Source organism: Rhodococcus daqingensis (genome assembly GCF_042665615.1).
Classification (GTDB): Bacteria; Actinomycetota; Actinomycetes; order Mycobacteriales; family Mycobacteriaceae; genus Rhodococcus_G; species Rhodococcus_G daqingensis.
This window is the reverse complement of record NZ_JBHTCS010000028.1, coordinates 331,461-348,789: the sequence shown is the minus strand read 5'-3', so window position 1 is coordinate 348,789 and position 17,329 is coordinate 331,461. Positions and strand designations below refer to the sequence as shown.

Sequence of the window (17,329 nt, the reverse complement as noted above, 5' to 3'; positions counted from 1 at the left end):
CGTCGCTTTTGGTCTCGATTCCACCCGAAGCTTTTTCCGGATCAGGTGTGCGTGGCAGCATGGGAAACATGCGCATCACCGTCCTGGGTTGTTCGGGCAGCGTCGGGGGCCCCGACTCGCCCGCGTCGGGCTACCTGTTGACCGCTCCGGACGCCCCGCCGGCGGTACTCGATTTCGGCCCCGGTGTGCTCGGTGCGCTCCAGCGTTATGCCGACCCCGGTCAGGTGTCGGTGTTCCTGACCCACCTGCACGCCGATCACTGCCTGGACCTGCCCGGCCTGCTCGTGTGGCGCCGCTACCACCCCAACCCGCCTGTCGGCCGGGCCGTCGTCTGCGGCCCGACGGACACCGCCTGCCGGATCGGGGCCGCCTCCTCGGAGTGCGGGGGCGAACTCGACGACATCTCCGACACGATCGACCTGCGCGCCTTCACCGACGGCGGGTCCGTGAGCCACGGCGCCCTGACCGTCACCTCGCGCCGGGTGTTCCACCCGCCGGAGGCGTACGGGCTGCGGATCAGCGATCCCGCGGGCCGGACCCTCGTCTACACCGGCGACACCGGGATGTGCGACGAGGTCGTCGAGTTGTCCCGCGGCGCGAATGTGCTGCTGGCCGAGGCCTCCTGGACGCATCACCCCGACCGGCCGAAGGGCATCCACCTCTCCGGCACCGAGGCCGGGCAGGTGGCGGCCCGGGCCGGGGTCGGCGAGCTGCTGCTGACGCACATTCCGCCGTGGACCTCCCGTGAGGACGTCATCGCCGAAGCCAAGGCAGAGTTCTCCGGACCGGTCCACGCCGTCTCGCCCGGGGACGTCTTCGAGATCTGAGTCGCGGGACGTCTAGGCTTGCGCCCGTGAGCAGACGACTGGACGGCAGGGCGGACGACGAACTCCGCGAGGTACGGATCACCCGGGGCTTCACGAGCCATCCGGCCGGATCGGTTCTCGTCGAGTTCGGTGGTACCCGCGTGATGTGCACCGCGAGCGTCGAGGAGGGCGTGCCGCGTTGGCGCAAGGGCTCCGGGCTCGGCTGGCTGACCGCCGAGTACGCGATGCTGCCCGCCGCGACCCACACCCGCAGCGGCCGCGAGTCCGTCAAGGGCAGGGTCGGCGGCCGCACCCAGGAGATCAGCAGGCTGGTCGGCCGTTCACTGCGCGCCTGCATCGACCTCGCCGCGATCGGCGAGAACACCATCGCGATCGACTGTGACGTGCTGCAGGCCGACGGCGGCACCCGCACCGCCGCGATCACCGGCGCCTACGTCGCCCTGGCGGACGCGGTGACCTACCTGCGCGCGGCCGGCCGGCTGGTCGACCCGCAGCCGCTCTCGTGCGCGATCGCCGCGGTCAGCGTCGGCGTCGTCGACGGCCGGGTGCGGCTGGACCTGCCCTACGAGGAGGATTCGCGTGCCGAGGTCGACATGAACGTCGTCGCGACCGACACCGGCACCCTCGTCGAGGTGCAGGGCACCGGAGAGGGCGCGACCTTCCCGCGCACCACGCTGGACAAGCTGCTCGACTCCGCGCTGGCCGGCTGCGAGCAGCTGTTCGAGGTGCAGAAGCAGGCGCTCGCGCTGCCGTACCCGGGCGAGCTGCCCGAGCCCAAGGAGCCCGAGGCGGCGAAGAAGAAGTTCGGTGCCTGACGCCGTCCGGCTTCTCGTTGCCAGTCGAAACGCCAAGAAGCTCAAGGAACTTCGTCGGGTGCTCGAGGCGGCCGGGGTGAGCGGAATCGAACTCGTCGGCCTCGACGAGGTGCCGCCGTTCCCCGAGGCGCCGGAGACGGAGGCGAGCTTCGAGGGCAACGCGCTCGCCAAGGCCCGCGACGGTGCGGCGGCCACCGGGCTGCCGTGTGTCGCGGACGATTCGGGGCTCGAGGTGGACGCGCTGAACGCGATGCCGGGGGTGCTGTCGGCGCGATGGTCCGGCGTGCACGGCGACGACGCGGCGAACACCGCGCTGGTGCTCGCGCAGCTGTCCGACGTGCCGGACGAGCGCAGGGGAGCGGCCTTCGTGTCCGCGTGCGCCCTCGTGGTGCCCGGTGGTGCGGAGTCGGTCGTGCGGGGCACCTGGCCGGGTGCGATCGCCAGGGAGCCCCGCGGCGACGGCGGCTTCGGCTACGACCCGGTGTTCGTCCCGGCCGGGGAGGAGCGCTCGGCGGCGCAGCTGACCCCCGAGGAGAAGGACGCGGCCTCGCACCGCGGCCGCGCGCTGGCACAGCTGGTGCCCGCGATCGCCGCGCTGGCCGGCAGCTAGGTCCGCCCGTCCCGTCGAGCGTGCAGTTCCGCGCGATCGCTCTCGGGCGATGCGACGGAAGGTGCACGCTCGACGGGCGGCACGGCGATCAGACGCCGAAGTCGCGCTTGACCTGCTGGGTGCGCCAGTGCTCGACGAAGAACGACAGGAACGGGACGGTGCCCGCGAGCAGGGTGCCGATGGTCCGTCCGACCGGCCAGCGCACCTTCACGGCGAGATCCATCGTCAGGATCAGGTAGACGAAGTAGACCCAGCCGTGCACGATCGCGATCCAGCTCGGCAGGTTGTCCACCTTGAACACGTACTTCGCGACCATCTCCGCGGTGAGCACGAGCAGCCAGATGCCGGTGGCGTAGGCGAGGACGCGGTAGCGCAGCAGCGCCGAGGCGATCTTCTTGTTGTCGCGGACCGGGGTCGCGGTGAGGGTCTGGTCGGGGGCCGTGCTCACGTGCTGCTCCTATCGGCCTCGCCCGCTCTGAGCTGCGCGAGGTAGTTGTTATACGCCTGGTGGGCTTCGTCGTCCGGGTTGTCCGCGTCCAGTCGCTGGTCGCCCGACCGGGTGCGCGTGGGCAGCACGTCGGCGGGAATCTCGCGGATCTCCGAGGCGGAGGGCGCGTCCTCGGACGGGTCGCGGTCCTCGAGCTGCACGAACCGCCGGTACGCGTACACCACGAACGCCGCGAACAGCGGCCACTGGAAGGCGTAGCCCAGGTTCTGCCCGGTGCCGCCGACGGCCTCGAAGCGGGTCCACTGCCACCAGCCCAACGCGAGACACCCGGCCGCAACGATGACGACGAAGAGAATCAGCGCTGGTCTGCGACGGGAGGGTGAACTGGCCACACAACGACGGTACCCGAGCCGGCGGCGCCGCCGGTACGGAGCCTGGGAGGCGTGGATCACCCTGACCAGGCCCGCGATGGCCGGGGCGGGCCTTGATATGCAAGTGTTGACTTGCATATGGTGGGGTCGTGGTCACTGTCTACCGCGCTCTCGATGACGAGACGAGGCGTGTCATCCTCGACGAACTGGCGGCGAGCGACGGCCAGACGCTGTTCGAGATCTGTTCCCTGCTCGCGGTGCGGCATGGTCTCGGCCTCACGCGTCAGGCGATCTCTCAGCACCTCGGTGTGCTCGAGTCGGCGGGGCTGGTCGCGACGGAGCGGCGTGGACGCGCCAAATTTCACTACTTCAACCCCGAGCCACTCGCCGAGATCGCCAGGCGATGGCCTGTCCGAGAGAGAGACGATCGATGAGAATCAACCTGACGAGTTTGTTCGTCGACGACCAGCGAGCAGCCCTCGCCTTCTACACCGATGTACTCGGCTTCACGAAGCATCGCGACATTCCCCTTGGTGACGACTCGTGGCTCACGGTCGTTTCGCCCGAATCGCCCGACGGCCCGCAGCTCCTGCTGGAGCCGGCGCACCACCCGGCGGTGAAGCCGTACCGGGATGCCCTTGCCGAGGACGGCATTCCGCTCGCGCAGTTCGCCGTCGACGACGTCGAGGCCGAGCATGCCCGGCTGACCGGAAGGGGTGTGGTGTTCACGCAACCGCCGACCGACATCGGTACCGCGGTCGTGGCGGTCTTCGACGACACGTGCGGCAACCTCATCCAGATCATCGCGGAGAAGTCGACGTGATGCTCCGATCCATTTGGCGTGCGTCTGCTGGTTGACAAGGCCCGCCCCCGCGGTGCTAAAAAGAGACAGATCTGTCTCGATAGGCAACTGAAGGGGCGAGTGCAGGATGGTCGATCAAGCAATTTCGGTAAGCAGGGCAATCCAGGTGGTCGAGGGGTTGGCGCACGCGAAGAGCCGGCAGGACGCGGCGGGAGCGATGGCGATCTACCACCCGGAGGCCGTCCTCGAATCACCACCTCTGGGGACCCGGTCGGTCGGACCGGAGGTCAAGTGGGCGATCGAGGGGTGGTTCGCGTTCGCACCCGACTACGAGGTGCGCGTGGACGGTCACGCCATGGACGGTGACACCCTGTGCTGTTGGGGCGAGATCTCCCTCACGCCCGCGTTCACGTGGACCGGAGCGGTTCCGAACGGCCGGCGGGCGACGGTCCCCGTTTTCATGCTGTTCCGATTCGAGGACGACCGCGTGAGCTACGAGAGCTTCCATTTCGACGTCGCCGGGGTGGCCCGTCAGTGCGGCGTCGACGCGTCTGCCCTGGTCCGGGCGTCATGATCGTCGGAGCACGCCGGGCCAGCTGCGCCACAATGCTGGCGGCCCGGCACGAATGCTGGGGCTCGGCACTCGAGATCGCCGACGTTCCCCGACCCGAACCCGCCGCCGGCGAGGTGCGTATCGCGGTCAAGGCAACCAGCGTGAACCCGATCGACGTGTACACCGGACTCAATGCCGGCTACGAGCAGTCCATGCACCTACCGTTCATTCCCGGCTGGGATGTCGCGGGCGTGGTCGATGCGCTCGGATATGGCGTGACTCGCCACGCCGTCGGCGACCGGCTCTTCGGTCTGGCGTGGTTTCCCTACCCCGCGGGAACGTATGCGGAGTACATGACGGTCCCCGCCCATCATCTGGCACCGATGCCGGCCTCGATGTCGTTCACCGAGGCGGCGTGCCTGCCGATGGCCGCGCTCACGGCGTGGCAGATGCTCGACGCCACCGGAGTGAGCTCCGGACATCGCGTCCTCGTCAGCGGCGCTTCCGGTGGGGTCGGGCATCTGGCCGTGCAGCTGGCGGTCGCCCGCGGCGCCACCGTCGTTGCCCTGGCGCGTGCCGGTGATCACGCGGCCTTGTACGCGCTGGGAGTGGGGACGTGCGTTGACTACTCCGATGCCGCGGCGGTCGCGGCGATCGGAACAGTCGATGCTGCGATCGATCTGGTGGGTGGCGAATTCGGCAGGTCGCTCTTCGGTCTGGTCGCGGCCGGGGGTGCGGTCGCCTTGGCAACCGCGTGGTCGATACCGGAATACGCTGCAACAGCGGCGGAATACGGTATCCGGGCGGTCTCGTACCTCGTCGAACCGGACCCCGTAGCATTGCGGGCGATCACCACCCTGATCGACGCGGGACTGATTCGGGTTGTCGTCGGTGCCGAGTTCGACCTGCATCGGGCCGCCGAGGCCCAGCAATGGGTGCAGGCCCGGAGCGGTTTCGGCAAGGCCGCGATCGTGATGGGCAGCTAGGAAGGAAAGTGCCCGCGAGATGTCCAAGCAGGTGCGCGGCCCGGCGCTGCGCGAGAAGCTGATCGATATCGCGGCGGATCTCTTCTATACCAACGGTGTTCGCGCCGTCGGCGTGGACGAGGTCGTCCGTCGGGCCGGGGTGGCGAAGGCGAGCCTGTATCGCTGGTTCCCGGCGAAGGACGACCTCGTCCTCGCGGTCCTGCAACGTCGCGATGACACCTTCTGGGCAATGTGGGACGAAACGGCAGCGCGGCACACCGACCCTCGGGACCAACTCGACGCGCAGCTGACCTGGCTGCAGGAGCTCGCGACAAAGCGCGCCTATCGGGGTTGCGCGTTCGTCAACACCGCAGCGGAATTCGACAGCGAGGAAGCGGGAAACATCAGAGAACGCTGTCTTCAGCACGAGGAGGAGCTCCGGCGCCGCCTCCGGGCGCTGACCGTCCGACTCGGTGTTGCCGACAGCGATCGTCTGGCCGACCGACTGCACATCGCGATAGTGGGCGCGCTGGCAGTGGGCGGTCTCTATTCGACGACTGGACCCGCCGCCGAGCTGCGCGCGTTGGCCGCCGACCTCATTGCGGCGACCGCGCCCGCCCACTGACTGGGCAGGCGGGCGGCCTGGACGACGTGCTGCCGACGGCGAACGCGGGCTGGTCGCCGCGTGCATCCTGCGTCCGACCAAGCCCTATGAACAAGGCCACGAACCCCTTCGGGTTCGCGGCCTCGTCGTACGCAGTTCCTGGAACTGCTCGTGGTGCGCGAGGGGGGACTTGAACCCCCACGTCCGTTGGACACCACATCCTAAGTGTGGCGCGTCTGCCATTCCGCCACTCGCGCGTGCCGCAACAGACTACGCCACCGCGTCGTCCGGGGGTGTGTCGGACGCCGGGCGCGCGGCCCGATTCCTACCCGCCCAACTCGCAGTCTGGGTGTGACAGTTCGGACACAGGAACCGGAGGTTCTCGAGCCGTGAGTCGAGGTAGTCGCCGTTGATGTGATCCACGTGCAGTGTCAGGGGCCAGCCGTTCCAGACGGGCCCGATTCCACATGCGGCGCAGAGGTGCGGCACACCGGCTTCGATGAGAGCGCGTCGCAACTGATGAGGTTTGACGCGCGGACTCCCGGGCGGGCGTACGACCAGGATGTCCGCTGGAGTCAGGCGGTTGGGGGCCGGCCGGCCCTTCAGGTGCGCACCCCCGGTGAAGTGAGATGTGTCGATCCCGAGCTTCTTGATTCGCCGGCTGAGGTGGGCGTGAGATCCTCCGGTCGCGGCGAGATCGAGATAGCGGAGGACACCTGCGACGCTCGTCGAATTCTCTACCGCCGCCTGGAGGATTTCTTTCGTGTACTTCATCCCATCCCCCCGGCGGGCCCGTGTGGTCGTGTCGCCGTCGACGGTATCGAGGAGGGCCGACACCGGTCGCCGCTCGGCTCGTGCTCCCAGAGTTCCGTCGAGCGCCCTGGTAGAGCTGACTACATGGGAACCCTCACGATCACCGACAGCACCCTCCGCCTGACCCTCTCGACCCTGGAGAAGCTCGGCGCCCTCCACGGCGACGTCGAGGTCCCGTTGAGTGCGATCCGCGCCGTCGAGGTCTGCCTGGACGGACCGTCGGCGCCGCGCGGGATGCGTGCGCCCGGGCTGGGGGTGCCCGGTGGACGCAAGCTCGGCACCTGGCGCTCGCGGGGGAGCCGCGAGTTCGTCGACGTGCGCAGGGGGCAGCCCGCGCTGCGGATCGAGCTGTCGGGGCAACCGTTCGCCGCGCTCGTGGTCGGGGTGGACGATCCGGAGGCATTCGCGCGCCGACTCGACCGGCGGTCCGCGTAGCCGGAACCGTGGGCGCTTTTCACCCCGATCGGGGTGAAAAGCGCGAACGGGCCGCGCACCCAAAGATAACGAGTTGATAACGATCAATATGAGGGGTTCCTCAGGTTTCGTGTCGGGTCGTTTTCGGCCCAGCCAGCGCGTTCGCTCCCTACTCGCGAGTCACTTCGAAAGCCGATTTGTGATCCGTGTCACGCCTACTACCTGGTAGAACGCTTGTCCAGGTCGCAAACGTGAGGAAATCCTCACGATTCTGTGCGAGCCTGATCGCGTCCCCGAAGATCCCTCCGCGGCCCGCCGAAGCGCCGCGTGTGGCCCGAGTTCTCGGTGGGCATCGACCAGGAGAGGACAGTCAATCGTGACGATCGACGAGAGCACGCCTGCGGGTAAGGGAAGCGGCACCGGAGGGTCGCGGATCTCTGCGCGCGCCGGGTCTCCGAAGACCGCCCTACGAGATCGGATCCTTGCCGGCGAGGCGTACGCCCTCGCGTTCGGCGGCCAGGGTGCCGCCTGGCTCGCTCCCCTGGAGGAGCTGATCCGGGACAACGGCCTCGAGCCGGACATGACCGGACTCGTCAACGAGGCCGCCGCCATCCTCGCCCCGGTCGCGCAGGACCTGCTCGTGGTCCGGCCCGCCGGCTTCGACCCCATCGGCTGGATCCTCGAACAGGACGTCGTCGACGAGGACGCCACCCCGGCCGGCCCGTCGGCCGCGGCCCTCCTCTCCGCCTCGGTGTCGCTGCCCGGCGTCTTCCTCGCCCAGCTCGCCGCCCTGCGGTCGCTGCGGCTGCAGGGCCTCGACCCCGCCCAGAACCCGCCGGTCGCCGTGATCGGTCACTCGCAGGGGCTGCTCGGCGCTCAGGCCGTCGCCGACGGCGGCGCCACCGACGGCTCCCTCCTGGCCATCGCGCAGCTGATCGGCGCGGCGGCGGTCCTGGTCGGCCGCCGCCGTGGCGTGATCGGCGGCGCCGAGCGCGCCCCCATGCTCGCGATCTCCGATGTGGACCCGGATCGCATCCAGGCCATCGTGGACGAGATCGGCGCGGGCGTGGACGCCGAGCGCGCCGCCGTGATGGCCATCCGCAACGGACGTCGCCGCGTGGTGGTCTCCGGGACCCCGGCGCAGCTGGCCCGGGTGCAGCAGCGGGCTGAGCAGATCGCCGAGGACGAGGCGCGCGAGCGCGACGCCAAGAAGCGCGGCGGTGCCGTGTTCGCCCCGGTCTTCGAGCCGCTCGCCGTCGAGATCGGTTTCCACCACCCGGCGCTCGCGGACGCCGTCGACACGGTCGGCGCCTGGGCCGTCCGCTGCGGCCTCGACCCCGAACTCGCGAGCAAGCTCGCCGGCTACTGCCTCGTCGACCCCGTCGACTGGGTCGCCGCCGTGGACTCCGCGGTTGACGCGGGCGCGGCCTGGATCCTGGACCTCGGCCCCGGCGACCTGCTCACCCGGATGACGGCGGGCGCGCTTCGCGGTCGCGGCGTCGGCATCGTCGCGGCATCCACGCGCGGCGGCCAGCGCAACCTCATCACCCCGGGTGCGGCGCCCGAGGTGCAGAAGGCGTGGAGCGAGTTCCGCCCCACCCTGGTGTCCCTGCCCGACGGCAAGGTGGGTGTCGAGACCGCGTTCACCCGGTTGACCGGGCGCTCGCCGATCCTGCTCGCGGGCATGACCCCGACCACCGTCGACGCGAAGATCGTCGCCGCGGCGGCCAACGCGGGCCACTGGGCCGAGCTGGCCGGCGGCGGCCAGGTCACCGAGAAGATCTTCACCGACCGGGTCGCCGAGCTGCAGACGCTGCTCGAGCCGGGTCGCGCGGTCCAGTTCAACTCGCTGTTCCTCGACCCGTACCTGTGGAAGCTCCAGCTCGGCGGCAAGCGGCTGGTGCAGCGGGCGCGCTCCGCGGGCGCCCCGATCGACGGCGTCATCGTCACGGCCGGCATCCCCGAGCTCGACGAGGCCGTCGCGCTGATCGAGGAGCTGTCCGAGGTCGGCATCGGCCACATCGCGTTCAAGCCGGGCACGGTCGCTCAGATCCGCTCGGTGGTCCGGATCGCCAACGAGGTCCCCGACTTCCCGGTGATCGTGCACATCGAGGGCGGCAAGGCCGGCGGGCACCACTCGTGGGAGGACCTCGACGATCTGCTCGTCACCACCTACGCCGAGCTGCGCGCCCGGCCGAACCTGGTGATCTGCGTCGGCGGCGGCATCGGCACCCCGGAGCGGGCCGCCGACTACCTGACCGGACGCTGGTCCACCGCGGCCGGCTACCCGGCGATGCCGGTGGACGGCATCCTGGTGGGCACCGCCGCGATGGCGACCCTCGAGGCCACCACCGCCCCCGACGTGAAGCAGCTGCTGGTGGACACCCCCGGCACCCCGGACTGGGTCGCCGCAGGCACCGCGACCGGAGGCATGGCCTCGGGCCGCAGCCAGCTCGGCGCCGACATCCACGAGATCGACAACGCCGCCTCGCGCACCGGCCGCCTGCTCGACGAGGTCGCCGGTGACGCCGACGCCGTCGCGGAGCGCCGCGACGAGATCATCGCCGCGCTCGACGTCACGGCCAAGCCGTACTTCGGCGACGTCGCCACCATGACCTACGAGCGCTGGCTGCGCCGCTACCTCGAGCTGGCTGTCGGCATCGACTCGGCCAAGACGTTCGACTGCGGCACCGACTGGGCGGAGGCCTACGCCGACGCGACCGAGTCGGTCTGGCTCGACGGCACCTGGCGCGACCGCTTCGCCGAGATGCTGCGCCGCGCCGAGGCCCGGCTGCACCGCAACGACCGGGGCCCGATCCGGACCCTGTTCAACGACGAGCTGGTCCTCGAGCGTCCCGAGGCCGCGCTGTGCGCCCTCAAGGCCGCCTACCCGGACGCCGGCTCCGTCGTGCTGCACCCGGCCGACGTGCCGTTCTTCACCTCGCTGTGCAAGACCCCCGGCAAGCCGGTCAACTTCGTGCCGGTCATCGACAAGGACGTCCGCCGCTGGTGGCGTTCGGATTCCCTGTGGCAGGCGCACGATCCGCGCTACTCCGCCGACCAGGTGTGCATCATCCCCGGCACCGTCGCCGTCGCGGGCATCACCCAGGTGGACGAGCCGGTCGGCGACCTGCTCGACCGCTTTGAGCGCGCCACCACCGACGAGCTGCTGGCCGAGGGCGTCGCACCGACCGCGGTCGCGAGCCGCAGGCACGCGGCCACCGCCCGCGGTCTGCTCGGTGTCGTGCTGTCCGCGCCCGACGTGCTGTGGGCCTCGCGCCTGACCCGCAACCCGGTGCACCGGCTCGGCGACCTCGCCGACTGGACCGTCGACGGCGACGTCGCCACCCACCCGCGGACCGGGGCCACCCTGCACGCGGTGGACGCCGAGCACGCCGAACTCACCGTCCCGCTGCTCGCCGACCGCGCCGTGCGGATCCGGATCACCGTGCCCGCCTCGACCCGCGACGGCGGCGCCCCCGTGGTGACCGCGGCCGACGCCGAGGCCGCCATGTCCGCGCTGCTCGGGGTCGCGGCAGGCCAGGAGCTGCCCGCCGTCAAGAACGGGGTGGCGCGCGTCAACCTGGCCTGGGTGCCCGACCGGGTCGCCGACCACGCCGGCGTCACCGGCGCCGGGTTGCCGGAGTCGCTCGCGATCGGCACCAACGCGGTGCCGGACGTCGTCGTCGGCGCCTGCTGGCCCGCCGTGTTCGCGGTGCTCGGCGCCGCCACCACGGGCGAGGGCGCACACGTCATCGAGGGCATGCTCGACCTGGTCCACCTCGACCACGCCGTCGACCTGACCGGGGCGATCCCGGCCGAGACCAGCGTGCTCACCGTGAAGGCCGAGTCCGTCTCCGTCGTCGACACCGACATGGGCCGCGTCGTCGAGGTGCACGTCGAGGTGGGGGCCATGCGCGAGCACGGCACCGCCGCGCCGACCTTCGCAAAGCTGGTGGAGCGCTTCGCGATCCGCGGCCGCACCGGTGCCGGCGAGCTGGCCGACCCGGCCCGGGCCGGCGGCTCGCTGACCGACGCCGTCACCGACACCCCGCGTCGCCGCCGCCGCCAGGCCACGATCGTCGCGCCCCGGCACATGGGCGCGTTCGCGGGTGTCTCGGGCGACCACAACCCGATCCACACCTCCGACGCGGCCGCGCTGCTCGCCGGGCTCGGCAGCCCGATCGTGCACGGCATGTGGCTCTCCGCCGCCGCCCAGCAGGTCGTGACCGCGGTCGACCCGTCGGCGACCGTGCCGCCGCGCCGGCTGACCGCGTGGACCGCCCGCTTCCTCGGCATGGTCCGCCCCGGCGCCGAGATCGACGTCCGCGTCGACCGCATCGCCTTCGACGGCGGCGCCGAGGTCATCGAGGTCGGCTGCCGGGTGGACGGTGACCTGGTGATGGTCGCCTCCGGCCGCACCGCCGCGCCGAAGACCGTGTACGCCTTCCCCGGTCAGGGCATCCAGCGCCCCGGCATGGGTCTCGACGCCCGCGCCCGGTCCAAGGCCGCGCGGGAGATCTGGGACCGCGCCGACAAGCACACCCGCGGGGCCCTCGGCTTCTCGATCCTCGCCGTGGTCCGCGACAACCCGACCGTCCTCAAGGCGCGTGGGGTCACCCACAAGCACCCCGACGGCGTGCTGCACCTGACGCAGTTCACCCAGGTCGCGATGGCCGTGCTGGGCGTCGCCCAGGTGGCGGAGCTGCGCGAGGCCGGCGCCTTCGTGGAGGACTCACTGCTGGCCGGCCACTCGGTCGGCGAGTACAACGCGCTCGCCGCCGTCGCCGGTGTGCTGCCGCTCGAGGCCGTCCTCGAGGTGGTCTTCCAGCGCGGTTCCGCGATGCACGCCCTGGTGCCCCGCGACGCGGCGGGCCGCTCCAACTACCGCCTGGCCGCGATCCGGCCGTCGCAGATCGGCGTTGCCGATGAGGATCTGGCGGAATTTGTTGGAGAAATCGGAGTTCGTACAGGGGAATTCCTGGAGATCGTGAACCTGAACCTGCGCGGCTCGCAGTACGCCATCGCCGGCACCGTCGCGGGACTCGACGCGCTCGAGAAGGAGATCGACCGCAAGCGCGCCGAGACCGGCGGCAAGCGGGCGTACATCCAGATCCCGGGCATCGACGTGCCGTTCCACTCGACCGTGCTGCGCGGCGGCGTGGACGACTTCCGCGGTCGCCTGCTGGACCTGCTTCCCCAGGACATCGACCCGGCCATCCTGATCGGGCGCTACATCCCGAACCTGGTGCCCAAGCCGTTCTCGCTCGAGCGTGAGTTCATCCAGGAGATCGCCGACCTGGTGCCCTCCGAGCCGCTGGCCGCGGTGCTCGCCGACTTCGACGGGCACGCAGCCGATCCGGCCGGCCTGACCCGCATCGTGCTGTCCGAGCTGCTGGCGTGGCAGTTCGCCAGCCCGGTGCGCTGGATCGAGACGCAGGATCTGCTGTTCGCCGACGAGGCCGACGGCGGCCTCGGCGTGGAGCGTTTCGTCGAGATCGGTCTCGGCGCGGTGCCCACCGTGGCGAACCTGGCCTCGCAGACCCTCAAGCTGCCCGGTCGTTTCGGCAACCCGGTCGAGGTGCTCAACATCGAGCGCGAGGCGGGCATCGTCTTCTCGACCGACACCGACCCGGCTCCCGTCGAGGACGACGAGCCGGTGGCGGAAGCGGTTGCGGAGGCACCCGCCGCCGCGGCGGCGCCCGCACCCGTCGCCGCACCGGCTGCGGCCACCGGAGGCCCGCGTCCCGACGACATCGCGTTCTCGGCCTCGGATGCCACCGCCGTGCTCATCGGGCTGTGGACCAAGCTGCGCCCGGACCAGATCGGGCCGGTCGACACGATCGAGGCGCTGTGCGACGGCGTGTCCTCGCGCCGCAACCAGCTGCTCGTCGACCTCGGCGCGGAGCTGTCCCTCGGCGCCATCGACGGCGCGGCCGATGCCGACATGGGCTCGCTCGCGGTGACCGTCAACAAGCTGGCCCGCACCTACAAGCCCTTCGGCCCGGTGCTCACCGACTCCGTGAACGATCACCTGCGCAAGGTCTTCGGACCGTCGGGCAAGCGCCCGGCCGCCATCGCGGAGCGGGTCGCCAAGGTGTGGGAGCTCGGATCCGGGTGGGCCAGCCACGTCACCGCCGAGGTGGCGCTCGGCACCCGCGACGGGTCGAGCGTTCGCGGCGGGGCGCTCGGCGGCCTGCACGAGGGCGCGCTCTCCGACGGCGCCGCCGTGGACGCGGTGATCGACGCCGCGGTCCAGTCCGTCGCCGCCCGTCGGGGCGTCGCCGTGTCGCTGCCCGCCACCGGTGGTGGCGCGGGCGGCACCGTGGACGCGGCCGCGCTCGGCGAGTTCACCGAGCACATCACCGGCCGCAACGGCGTGCTCGCCTCCGCGGCCCGGCTGGTGCTCGAGCAGCTCGGACTGCAGGACGAGCCCACGGTGGCGGTCGCGGCCGACACCGAACTGGCCGACCTGGTGTCCGCCGAGCTCGGTGCGGACTGGCCGCGCCTGGTCGCCCCGGCGTTCGACGCCCGCAAGGCCGTCCTGATCGACGACCGGTGGGCTACCGCCCGCGAGGACCTGGCCCGGCTGTGGGTCGGCGACCACGCGACGGTGGTCTCCGTGACCGAGGCGGACTTCACCGGCGCAGGCAGCGCCGTGGCCGCGCATGCGGACTGGTGGCGTCAGCGCGCCGAGGCCGAGGGCCGCGACGAGCTGGTCCAGGCCTACGCCGACATCGCCGCGGCGGCCGCCGTCGCCGACGACGAGCGCGGCGTCTGGGCCGACCAGGTCGCTGTGGTCACCGGGGCCAGCAAGGGATCCATCGCGGCCTCGGTCGCCGGTTCGCTGCTGCGCGGTGGCGCGACGGTCTTCGTGACCACCTCGCGCCTGGACTCCGAGCGGCTCGGCTTCTACCGGAAGCTGTACCGCGCCAACGCCCGTGCCGGCGCGGCCCTCTGGGTGGTGCCCGCCAACATGGCGTCCTACGCCGACGTCGACGCGCTGATCTCCTGGATCGGCGAGGAGCAGACGGAGACCGCGGGCGGAGCCAAGAAGCTGGTCAAGGAGGCCGTCACCCCGACGATGCTCTTCCCGTTCGCCGCGCCCCGGGTCGCAGGCGAGCTCTCCGACGCCGGTGCCCGCGCCGAGATGGAGATGCGGGTCCTGCTGTGGTCGGTCGAGCGGCTGATCGGCGGGCTGTCGAAGATCGGCTACGACCGCGACGTCGACACCCACCTGCACGTGGTGCTGCCGGGCTCCCCGAACCGGGGCCTGTTCGGCGGCGACGGCGCCTACGGCGAGTCGAAGGCCGCGCTCGACGCGGTCGTCAAGCGCTGGAGCGCGGAGCGGACCTGGGCCGAGCGCGTCACCCTCGTACACGCCCTGATCGGCTGGGTGCGCGGCACCGGGCTGATGGGCGGCAACGACCCGATGGTCGAGGCCGTCGAGGCCAAGGGCGTGCGCACCTGGTCCACCGACGAGATGGCCGAGCAGCTGCTGGCCGCCTGCACCAAGGAGACCGTCACCGCGGCCACCGCCGCGCCGGTCCAGCTGGACCTGACCGGTGGCCTGGCGGAGGTCGACCTGGACCTGGTGGCCCTGGCCCGCGAGGCGGCCGACGCCGAGAAGGCGGAGGCGGTCACGGCCGAGGACGACGCGACCGACACGGTCGACGCGCTGCCCGCGCCCCCGCGGATCGCGGAGGGCCCGGCCGCGCCGTCGTGGCCCGAGCTGGACGTCAACCCGTCCGACCTGGTGGTCATCGTCGGTGCCGGTGAGCTCGGACCCTACGGCTCGTCCCGCACCCGCTTCGAGATGGAGGTCGACGAGAAGCTCTCGGCGGCAGGCGTTCTCGAGCTGGCCTGGAACACCGGGCTGGTCACGTGGGAGAGCGACCCCGTCGCGGGCTGGTACGACACCGAGTCCGGTGAGCTGGTGCCGGAGGCGGAGATCGCGGACCGCTACCACGACACCGTCGTCGAGAGGTGCGGCATCCGCACCTACGGGGACGAGGGCGCCATGGTCGACAACACGGCCCCGCTGCTCACCTCGGTGTTCCTCGACAATGACCTGACCTTCGTGGTCGGCAGCGAGGCGGAGGCCCGGGCCTTCGTCGACTCCGACCCGGAGCACACCGTCGCGGCGGCCGTCCCGGACAGCGGCGACTGGCAGGTCACCCGCCGGGCCGGCACCGAGATCCGGGTGCCGCGCAAGGTGAAGCTGACCCGCACCGTCGGTGGCCAGATCCCCACCGGCTTCGACGTCACCAAGTGGGGCATCCCCGCGGACATGGCCGGGTCTGTGGACCGGGTCGGTCTGTGGAACCTGGTGACCACGGTGGACGCGTTCCTCACCGGTGGCTTCACCCCGTCGGAGCTGCTGCGCTGGGTGCACCCCTCCACGGTGGCGAACACCCAGGGCACCGGCATGGGCGGCATGACGTCGATGCGTTCGCTGTACATCGACACCCTGCTGGGTGAGTCGCGCGCCAACGACATCTTGCAGGAGGCGCTGCCGAACGTCATCGCGGCGCACGTGGTCCAGTCGTACGTCGGCGGCTACGGCGCGATGGTGCACCCGGTCGCGGCCTGCGCCACCGCCGCGGTCTCCGTCGAGGAGGGTGTCGACAAGATCCGGCTCGGCAAGGCGCAGTTGGTGGTCGCGGGCGGGTTCGACGACCTCGGCATCGAGGGCATCGTCGGCTTCGGCGACATGTCGGCGACGGCGAAGTCGGAGGACATGCTGGCCAAGGGGATCGACGAGCGTCGCTTCTCCCGCGCCAACGATCGTCGCCGCGGCGGGTTCGTCGAGTCGGCCGGTGGTGGCACCATCCTGCTGGCCAGGGGAGACCTGGCGCTGGCGATGGGACTGCCGGTGCTCGGTGTCGTCGCCTGGGCCGGCTCGTTCGCCGACGGCGTGCACACCTCGATCCCGGCTCCCGGAATCGGCGCGCTCGGTGCCGGTCGCGGCGGCCAGGACTCGCAGCTGGCGCTCTCGCTCAACGCGCTGGGCGTCACCGCCGACGACATCTCCGTGGTGTCCAAGCACGACACCTCCACGGCGGCAAACGATCCGAACGAGGCCGAGCTGCACGAGCGGCTGGCATCGGCGCTGGGCCGCAGTGACGGGGCCCCCCTGTTCGTCGTCTCGCAGAAGAGCCTGACCGGACACGCGAAGGGTGGCGCCGCGGCGTTCCAGCTGATCGGCCTGTGCCAGGTCCTCGCCCAGGGCGTCATCCCGCCGAACCGCAGCCTGGACTGCGTGGACGACAAGATGACGCAGTTCTCGCACCTCGTCTGGCCGCGCGAACCGATCCGCTTCGGCGAGCGGCTCCCGCTCAAGGCGGGCCTGCTGACCAGCCTCGGCTTCGGTCACGTGTCCGGCCTCATCGCGGTGGTCCACCCGCAGGCGTTCGTCGAGTCGATCCCGGCCGCCGAGCGCGCGGACTACCTGGCGAAGGCGCAGGAGCGGACGATCGCCGGTCAGCGTCGGCTCGCGTCGGCGATGTGCGGGGGCGCGGACCTATACGAGCGGCCCGCGGACCGCCGCTTCGGTGGGGACGCGGTGCCCGCCCCTGCGGCTCGCCAGCTCGAGGCGGACGTGCTGCTGCACGAGCAGGCGCGGCTCGGTGACGACGACGTCTACCGCTCCGGGATGCCGGGGTGCAACTGATGGCGATCCTGGGAATCGGCTATGACCTGGTCACCGTCTCCGAGTTCGCGGAGCAGATGAAGCGACCGGGCACGGCGATGCTGTCCAGCTTCCGGCCGGGGGAACGGCGCTACGCGGAGTCCAAGAGCACCGACCCGGCGCGCCACTACGCGGTGCGCTGGGCGGCGAAGGAGGCGGTGATCAAGGCGTGGGCGTCCTCGCGGTTCGCCCGTCCGCCGTCAGTGGGTGACAACGCCTACGCGCAGATCGAGGTGGTCAACGACGCCTGGGGCCGGCCGAGCATCAAACTGCACGACGAGGCCGCGGAGTTCCTGCCGGGCGCCATCATCCACCTGTCGCTGACGCACGACGGTGACATGGCGGGCGCCATGGTCGTCATCGAGGAGCCGGACATCGTGGCACCCGTCGCGAACTGAGCGGCGGCACCGGACAGA

The 17,329-nt window shown here is 71.2% G+C and carries 14 protein-coding genes and 1 tRNA gene; 11 read left to right on the top strand and 4 right to left on the bottom strand.

What is annotated here, in order from left to right; all coding sequences use genetic code 11:
- Window positions 1–68: 68 nt before the first annotated feature.
- Genes ACFQS9_RS23840 through rdgB form a run of 3 tightly spaced genes read left to right on the top strand, consistent with a single transcriptional unit; the run spans window position 69 to window position 2,252 of the window.
- Window positions 69–827: a cyclic nucleotide-degrading phosphodiesterase gene (locus tag ACFQS9_RS23840; RefSeq protein ID WP_378409025.1), complete on the top strand. Its 759-nt coding sequence runs from the start codon at window positions 69–71 to the stop codon at window positions 825–827.
- A 26-nt stretch (window positions 828–853) separates the two neighbouring features.
- A complete protein-coding gene (gene rph / locus ACFQS9_RS23835) occupies window positions 854–1,642 on the top strand; it encodes a ribonuclease PH (RefSeq protein WP_378409024.1) in 789 nt (262 codons plus the stop codon).
- Entirely contained in the window at window positions 1,635–2,252 is a 618-nt protein-coding gene (rdgB, locus tag ACFQS9_RS23830) for an RdgB/HAM1 family non-canonical purine NTP pyrophosphatase (protein ID WP_378409023.1), read from the top strand. Before rph ends, rdgB begins: the two co-directional genes overlap by 8 nt.
- 88 nt (window positions 2,253–2,340) lie before the next feature.
- Here the strand turns inward: rdgB and ACFQS9_RS23825 are convergent, their stop codons facing one another.
- Both ACFQS9_RS23825 and ACFQS9_RS23820 read right to left on the bottom strand, forming a co-directional pair.
- On the bottom strand, window positions 2,341–2,700 hold the full coding sequence (locus tag ACFQS9_RS23825) for a DUF3817 domain-containing protein (RefSeq protein WP_378409022.1): 360 nt from the start codon (window positions 2,698–2,700) through the stop codon (window positions 2,341–2,343).
- Entirely contained in the window at window positions 2,697–3,092 is a 396-nt protein-coding gene (locus ACFQS9_RS23820; RefSeq protein ID WP_378409021.1) for a transcriptional regulator, read from the bottom strand. Before ACFQS9_RS23820 ends, ACFQS9_RS23825 begins: the two co-directional genes overlap by 4 nt.
- Window positions 3,093–3,220: 128 nt before the next feature.
- On the opposite strand from ACFQS9_RS23820, the gene ACFQS9_RS23815 reads away from it, so the two are divergent.
- The 5 genes from ACFQS9_RS23815 to ACFQS9_RS23795 all read left to right on the top strand — a co-directional run bounded on the left by ACFQS9_RS23815 (window position 3,221) and on the right by ACFQS9_RS23795 (window position 6,016).
- Window positions 3,221–3,505 carry an ArsR/SmtB family transcription factor gene (locus tag ACFQS9_RS23815; RefSeq protein WP_378409020.1) on the top strand — a complete coding sequence of 95 codons (285 nt, stop codon included), beginning with the start codon at window positions 3,221–3,223 and terminating at the stop codon, window positions 3,503–3,505.
- Window positions 3,502–3,894, top strand: a complete 393-nt coding sequence (locus ACFQS9_RS23810) for a VOC family protein (protein ID WP_378409019.1) — start codon at window positions 3,502–3,504, stop codon at window positions 3,892–3,894. Before ACFQS9_RS23815 ends, ACFQS9_RS23810 begins: the two co-directional genes overlap by 4 nt.
- 106 nt (window positions 3,895–4,000) lie before the next feature.
- A complete protein-coding gene (locus ACFQS9_RS23805; protein ID WP_378409018.1) occupies window positions 4,001–4,447 on the top strand; it encodes a nuclear transport factor 2 family protein in 447 nt (148 codons plus the stop codon).
- Window positions 4,444–5,412, top strand: a complete 969-nt coding sequence (locus ACFQS9_RS23800; protein WP_378409017.1) for an NADP-dependent oxidoreductase — start codon at window positions 4,444–4,446, stop codon at window positions 5,410–5,412. The genes ACFQS9_RS23805 and ACFQS9_RS23800 overlap by 4 nt, the downstream gene beginning before the upstream one ends.
- Before the next feature lie 19 nt (window positions 5,413–5,431).
- Entirely contained in the window at window positions 5,432–6,016 is a 585-nt protein-coding gene (locus ACFQS9_RS23795; protein ID WP_378409016.1) for a TetR/AcrR family transcriptional regulator, read from the top strand.
- 151 nt (window positions 6,017–6,167) lie between these two features.
- On the opposite strand, the gene ACFQS9_RS23790 is transcribed toward ACFQS9_RS23795, so the two are convergent.
- Window positions 6,168–6,252: transfer RNA gene (locus ACFQS9_RS23790), tRNA-Leu, on the bottom strand.
- A gap of 13 nt (window positions 6,253–6,265) precedes the next feature.
- Window positions 6,266–6,769 (bottom strand): HNH endonuclease signature motif containing protein, encoded by a 504-nt coding sequence (locus tag ACFQS9_RS23785; protein WP_378409015.1) that lies wholly within the window; start codon window positions 6,767–6,769, stop codon window positions 6,266–6,268.
- Between the two features lie 123 nt (window positions 6,770–6,892).
- Between ACFQS9_RS23785 and ACFQS9_RS23780 the strand changes: the two genes are divergently transcribed.
- The 3 genes from ACFQS9_RS23780 to acpS all read left to right on the top strand — a co-directional run bounded on the left by ACFQS9_RS23780 (window position 6,893) and on the right by acpS (window position 17,311).
- Window positions 6,893–7,243: a hypothetical protein gene (locus ACFQS9_RS23780; RefSeq protein ID WP_378409014.1), complete on the top strand. Its 351-nt coding sequence runs from the start codon at window positions 6,893–6,895 to the stop codon at window positions 7,241–7,243.
- A gap of 355 nt (window positions 7,244–7,598) precedes the next feature.
- A complete protein-coding gene (locus ACFQS9_RS23775) occupies window positions 7,599–16,895 on the top strand; it encodes a fatty acid synthase subunit beta domain-containing protein (RefSeq protein ID WP_378409013.1) in 9,297 nt (3,098 codons plus the stop codon).
- A complete protein-coding gene (gene acpS, locus ACFQS9_RS23770; RefSeq protein WP_378409012.1) occupies window positions 16,895–17,311 on the top strand; it encodes a holo-ACP synthase AcpS in 417 nt (138 codons plus the stop codon). Before ACFQS9_RS23775 ends, acpS begins: the two co-directional genes overlap by 1 nt.
- Window positions 17,312–17,329: the final 18 nt, after the last annotated feature.

What these genes read in the sequence shown, in the direction of transcription:
- ACFQS9_RS23805 (WP_378409018.1), top strand. Translation starts at nt 4,001, where the DNA reads ATGGTCGATCAAGCAATTTCGGTAAGCAGGGCAATCCAGGTGGTCGAG.
- ACFQS9_RS23785 (WP_378409015.1), bottom strand. Translation starts at nt 6,769, where the DNA reads ATGAAGTACACGAAAGAAATCCTCCAGGCGGCGGTAGAGAATTCGACG.
- ACFQS9_RS23810 (WP_378409019.1), top strand. Translation starts at nt 3,502, where the DNA reads ATGAGAATCAACCTGACGAGTTTGTTCGTCGACGACCAGCGAGCAGCC.
- ACFQS9_RS23840 (WP_378409025.1), top strand. Translation starts at nt 69, where the DNA reads ATGCGCATCACCGTCCTGGGTTGTTCGGGCAGCGTCGGGGGCCCCGAC.
- ACFQS9_RS23800 (WP_378409017.1), top strand. Translation starts at nt 4,444, where the DNA reads ATGATCGTCGGAGCACGCCGGGCCAGCTGCGCCACAATGCTGGCGGCC.
- acpS (WP_378409012.1), top strand. Translation starts at nt 16,895, where the DNA reads ATGGCGATCCTGGGAATCGGCTATGACCTGGTCACCGTCTCCGAGTTC.
- ACFQS9_RS23780 (WP_378409014.1), top strand. Translation starts at nt 6,893, where the DNA reads ATGGGAACCCTCACGATCACCGACAGCACCCTCCGCCTGACCCTCTCG.
- ACFQS9_RS23795 (WP_378409016.1), top strand. Translation starts at nt 5,432, where the DNA reads ATGTCCAAGCAGGTGCGCGGCCCGGCGCTGCGCGAGAAGCTGATCGAT.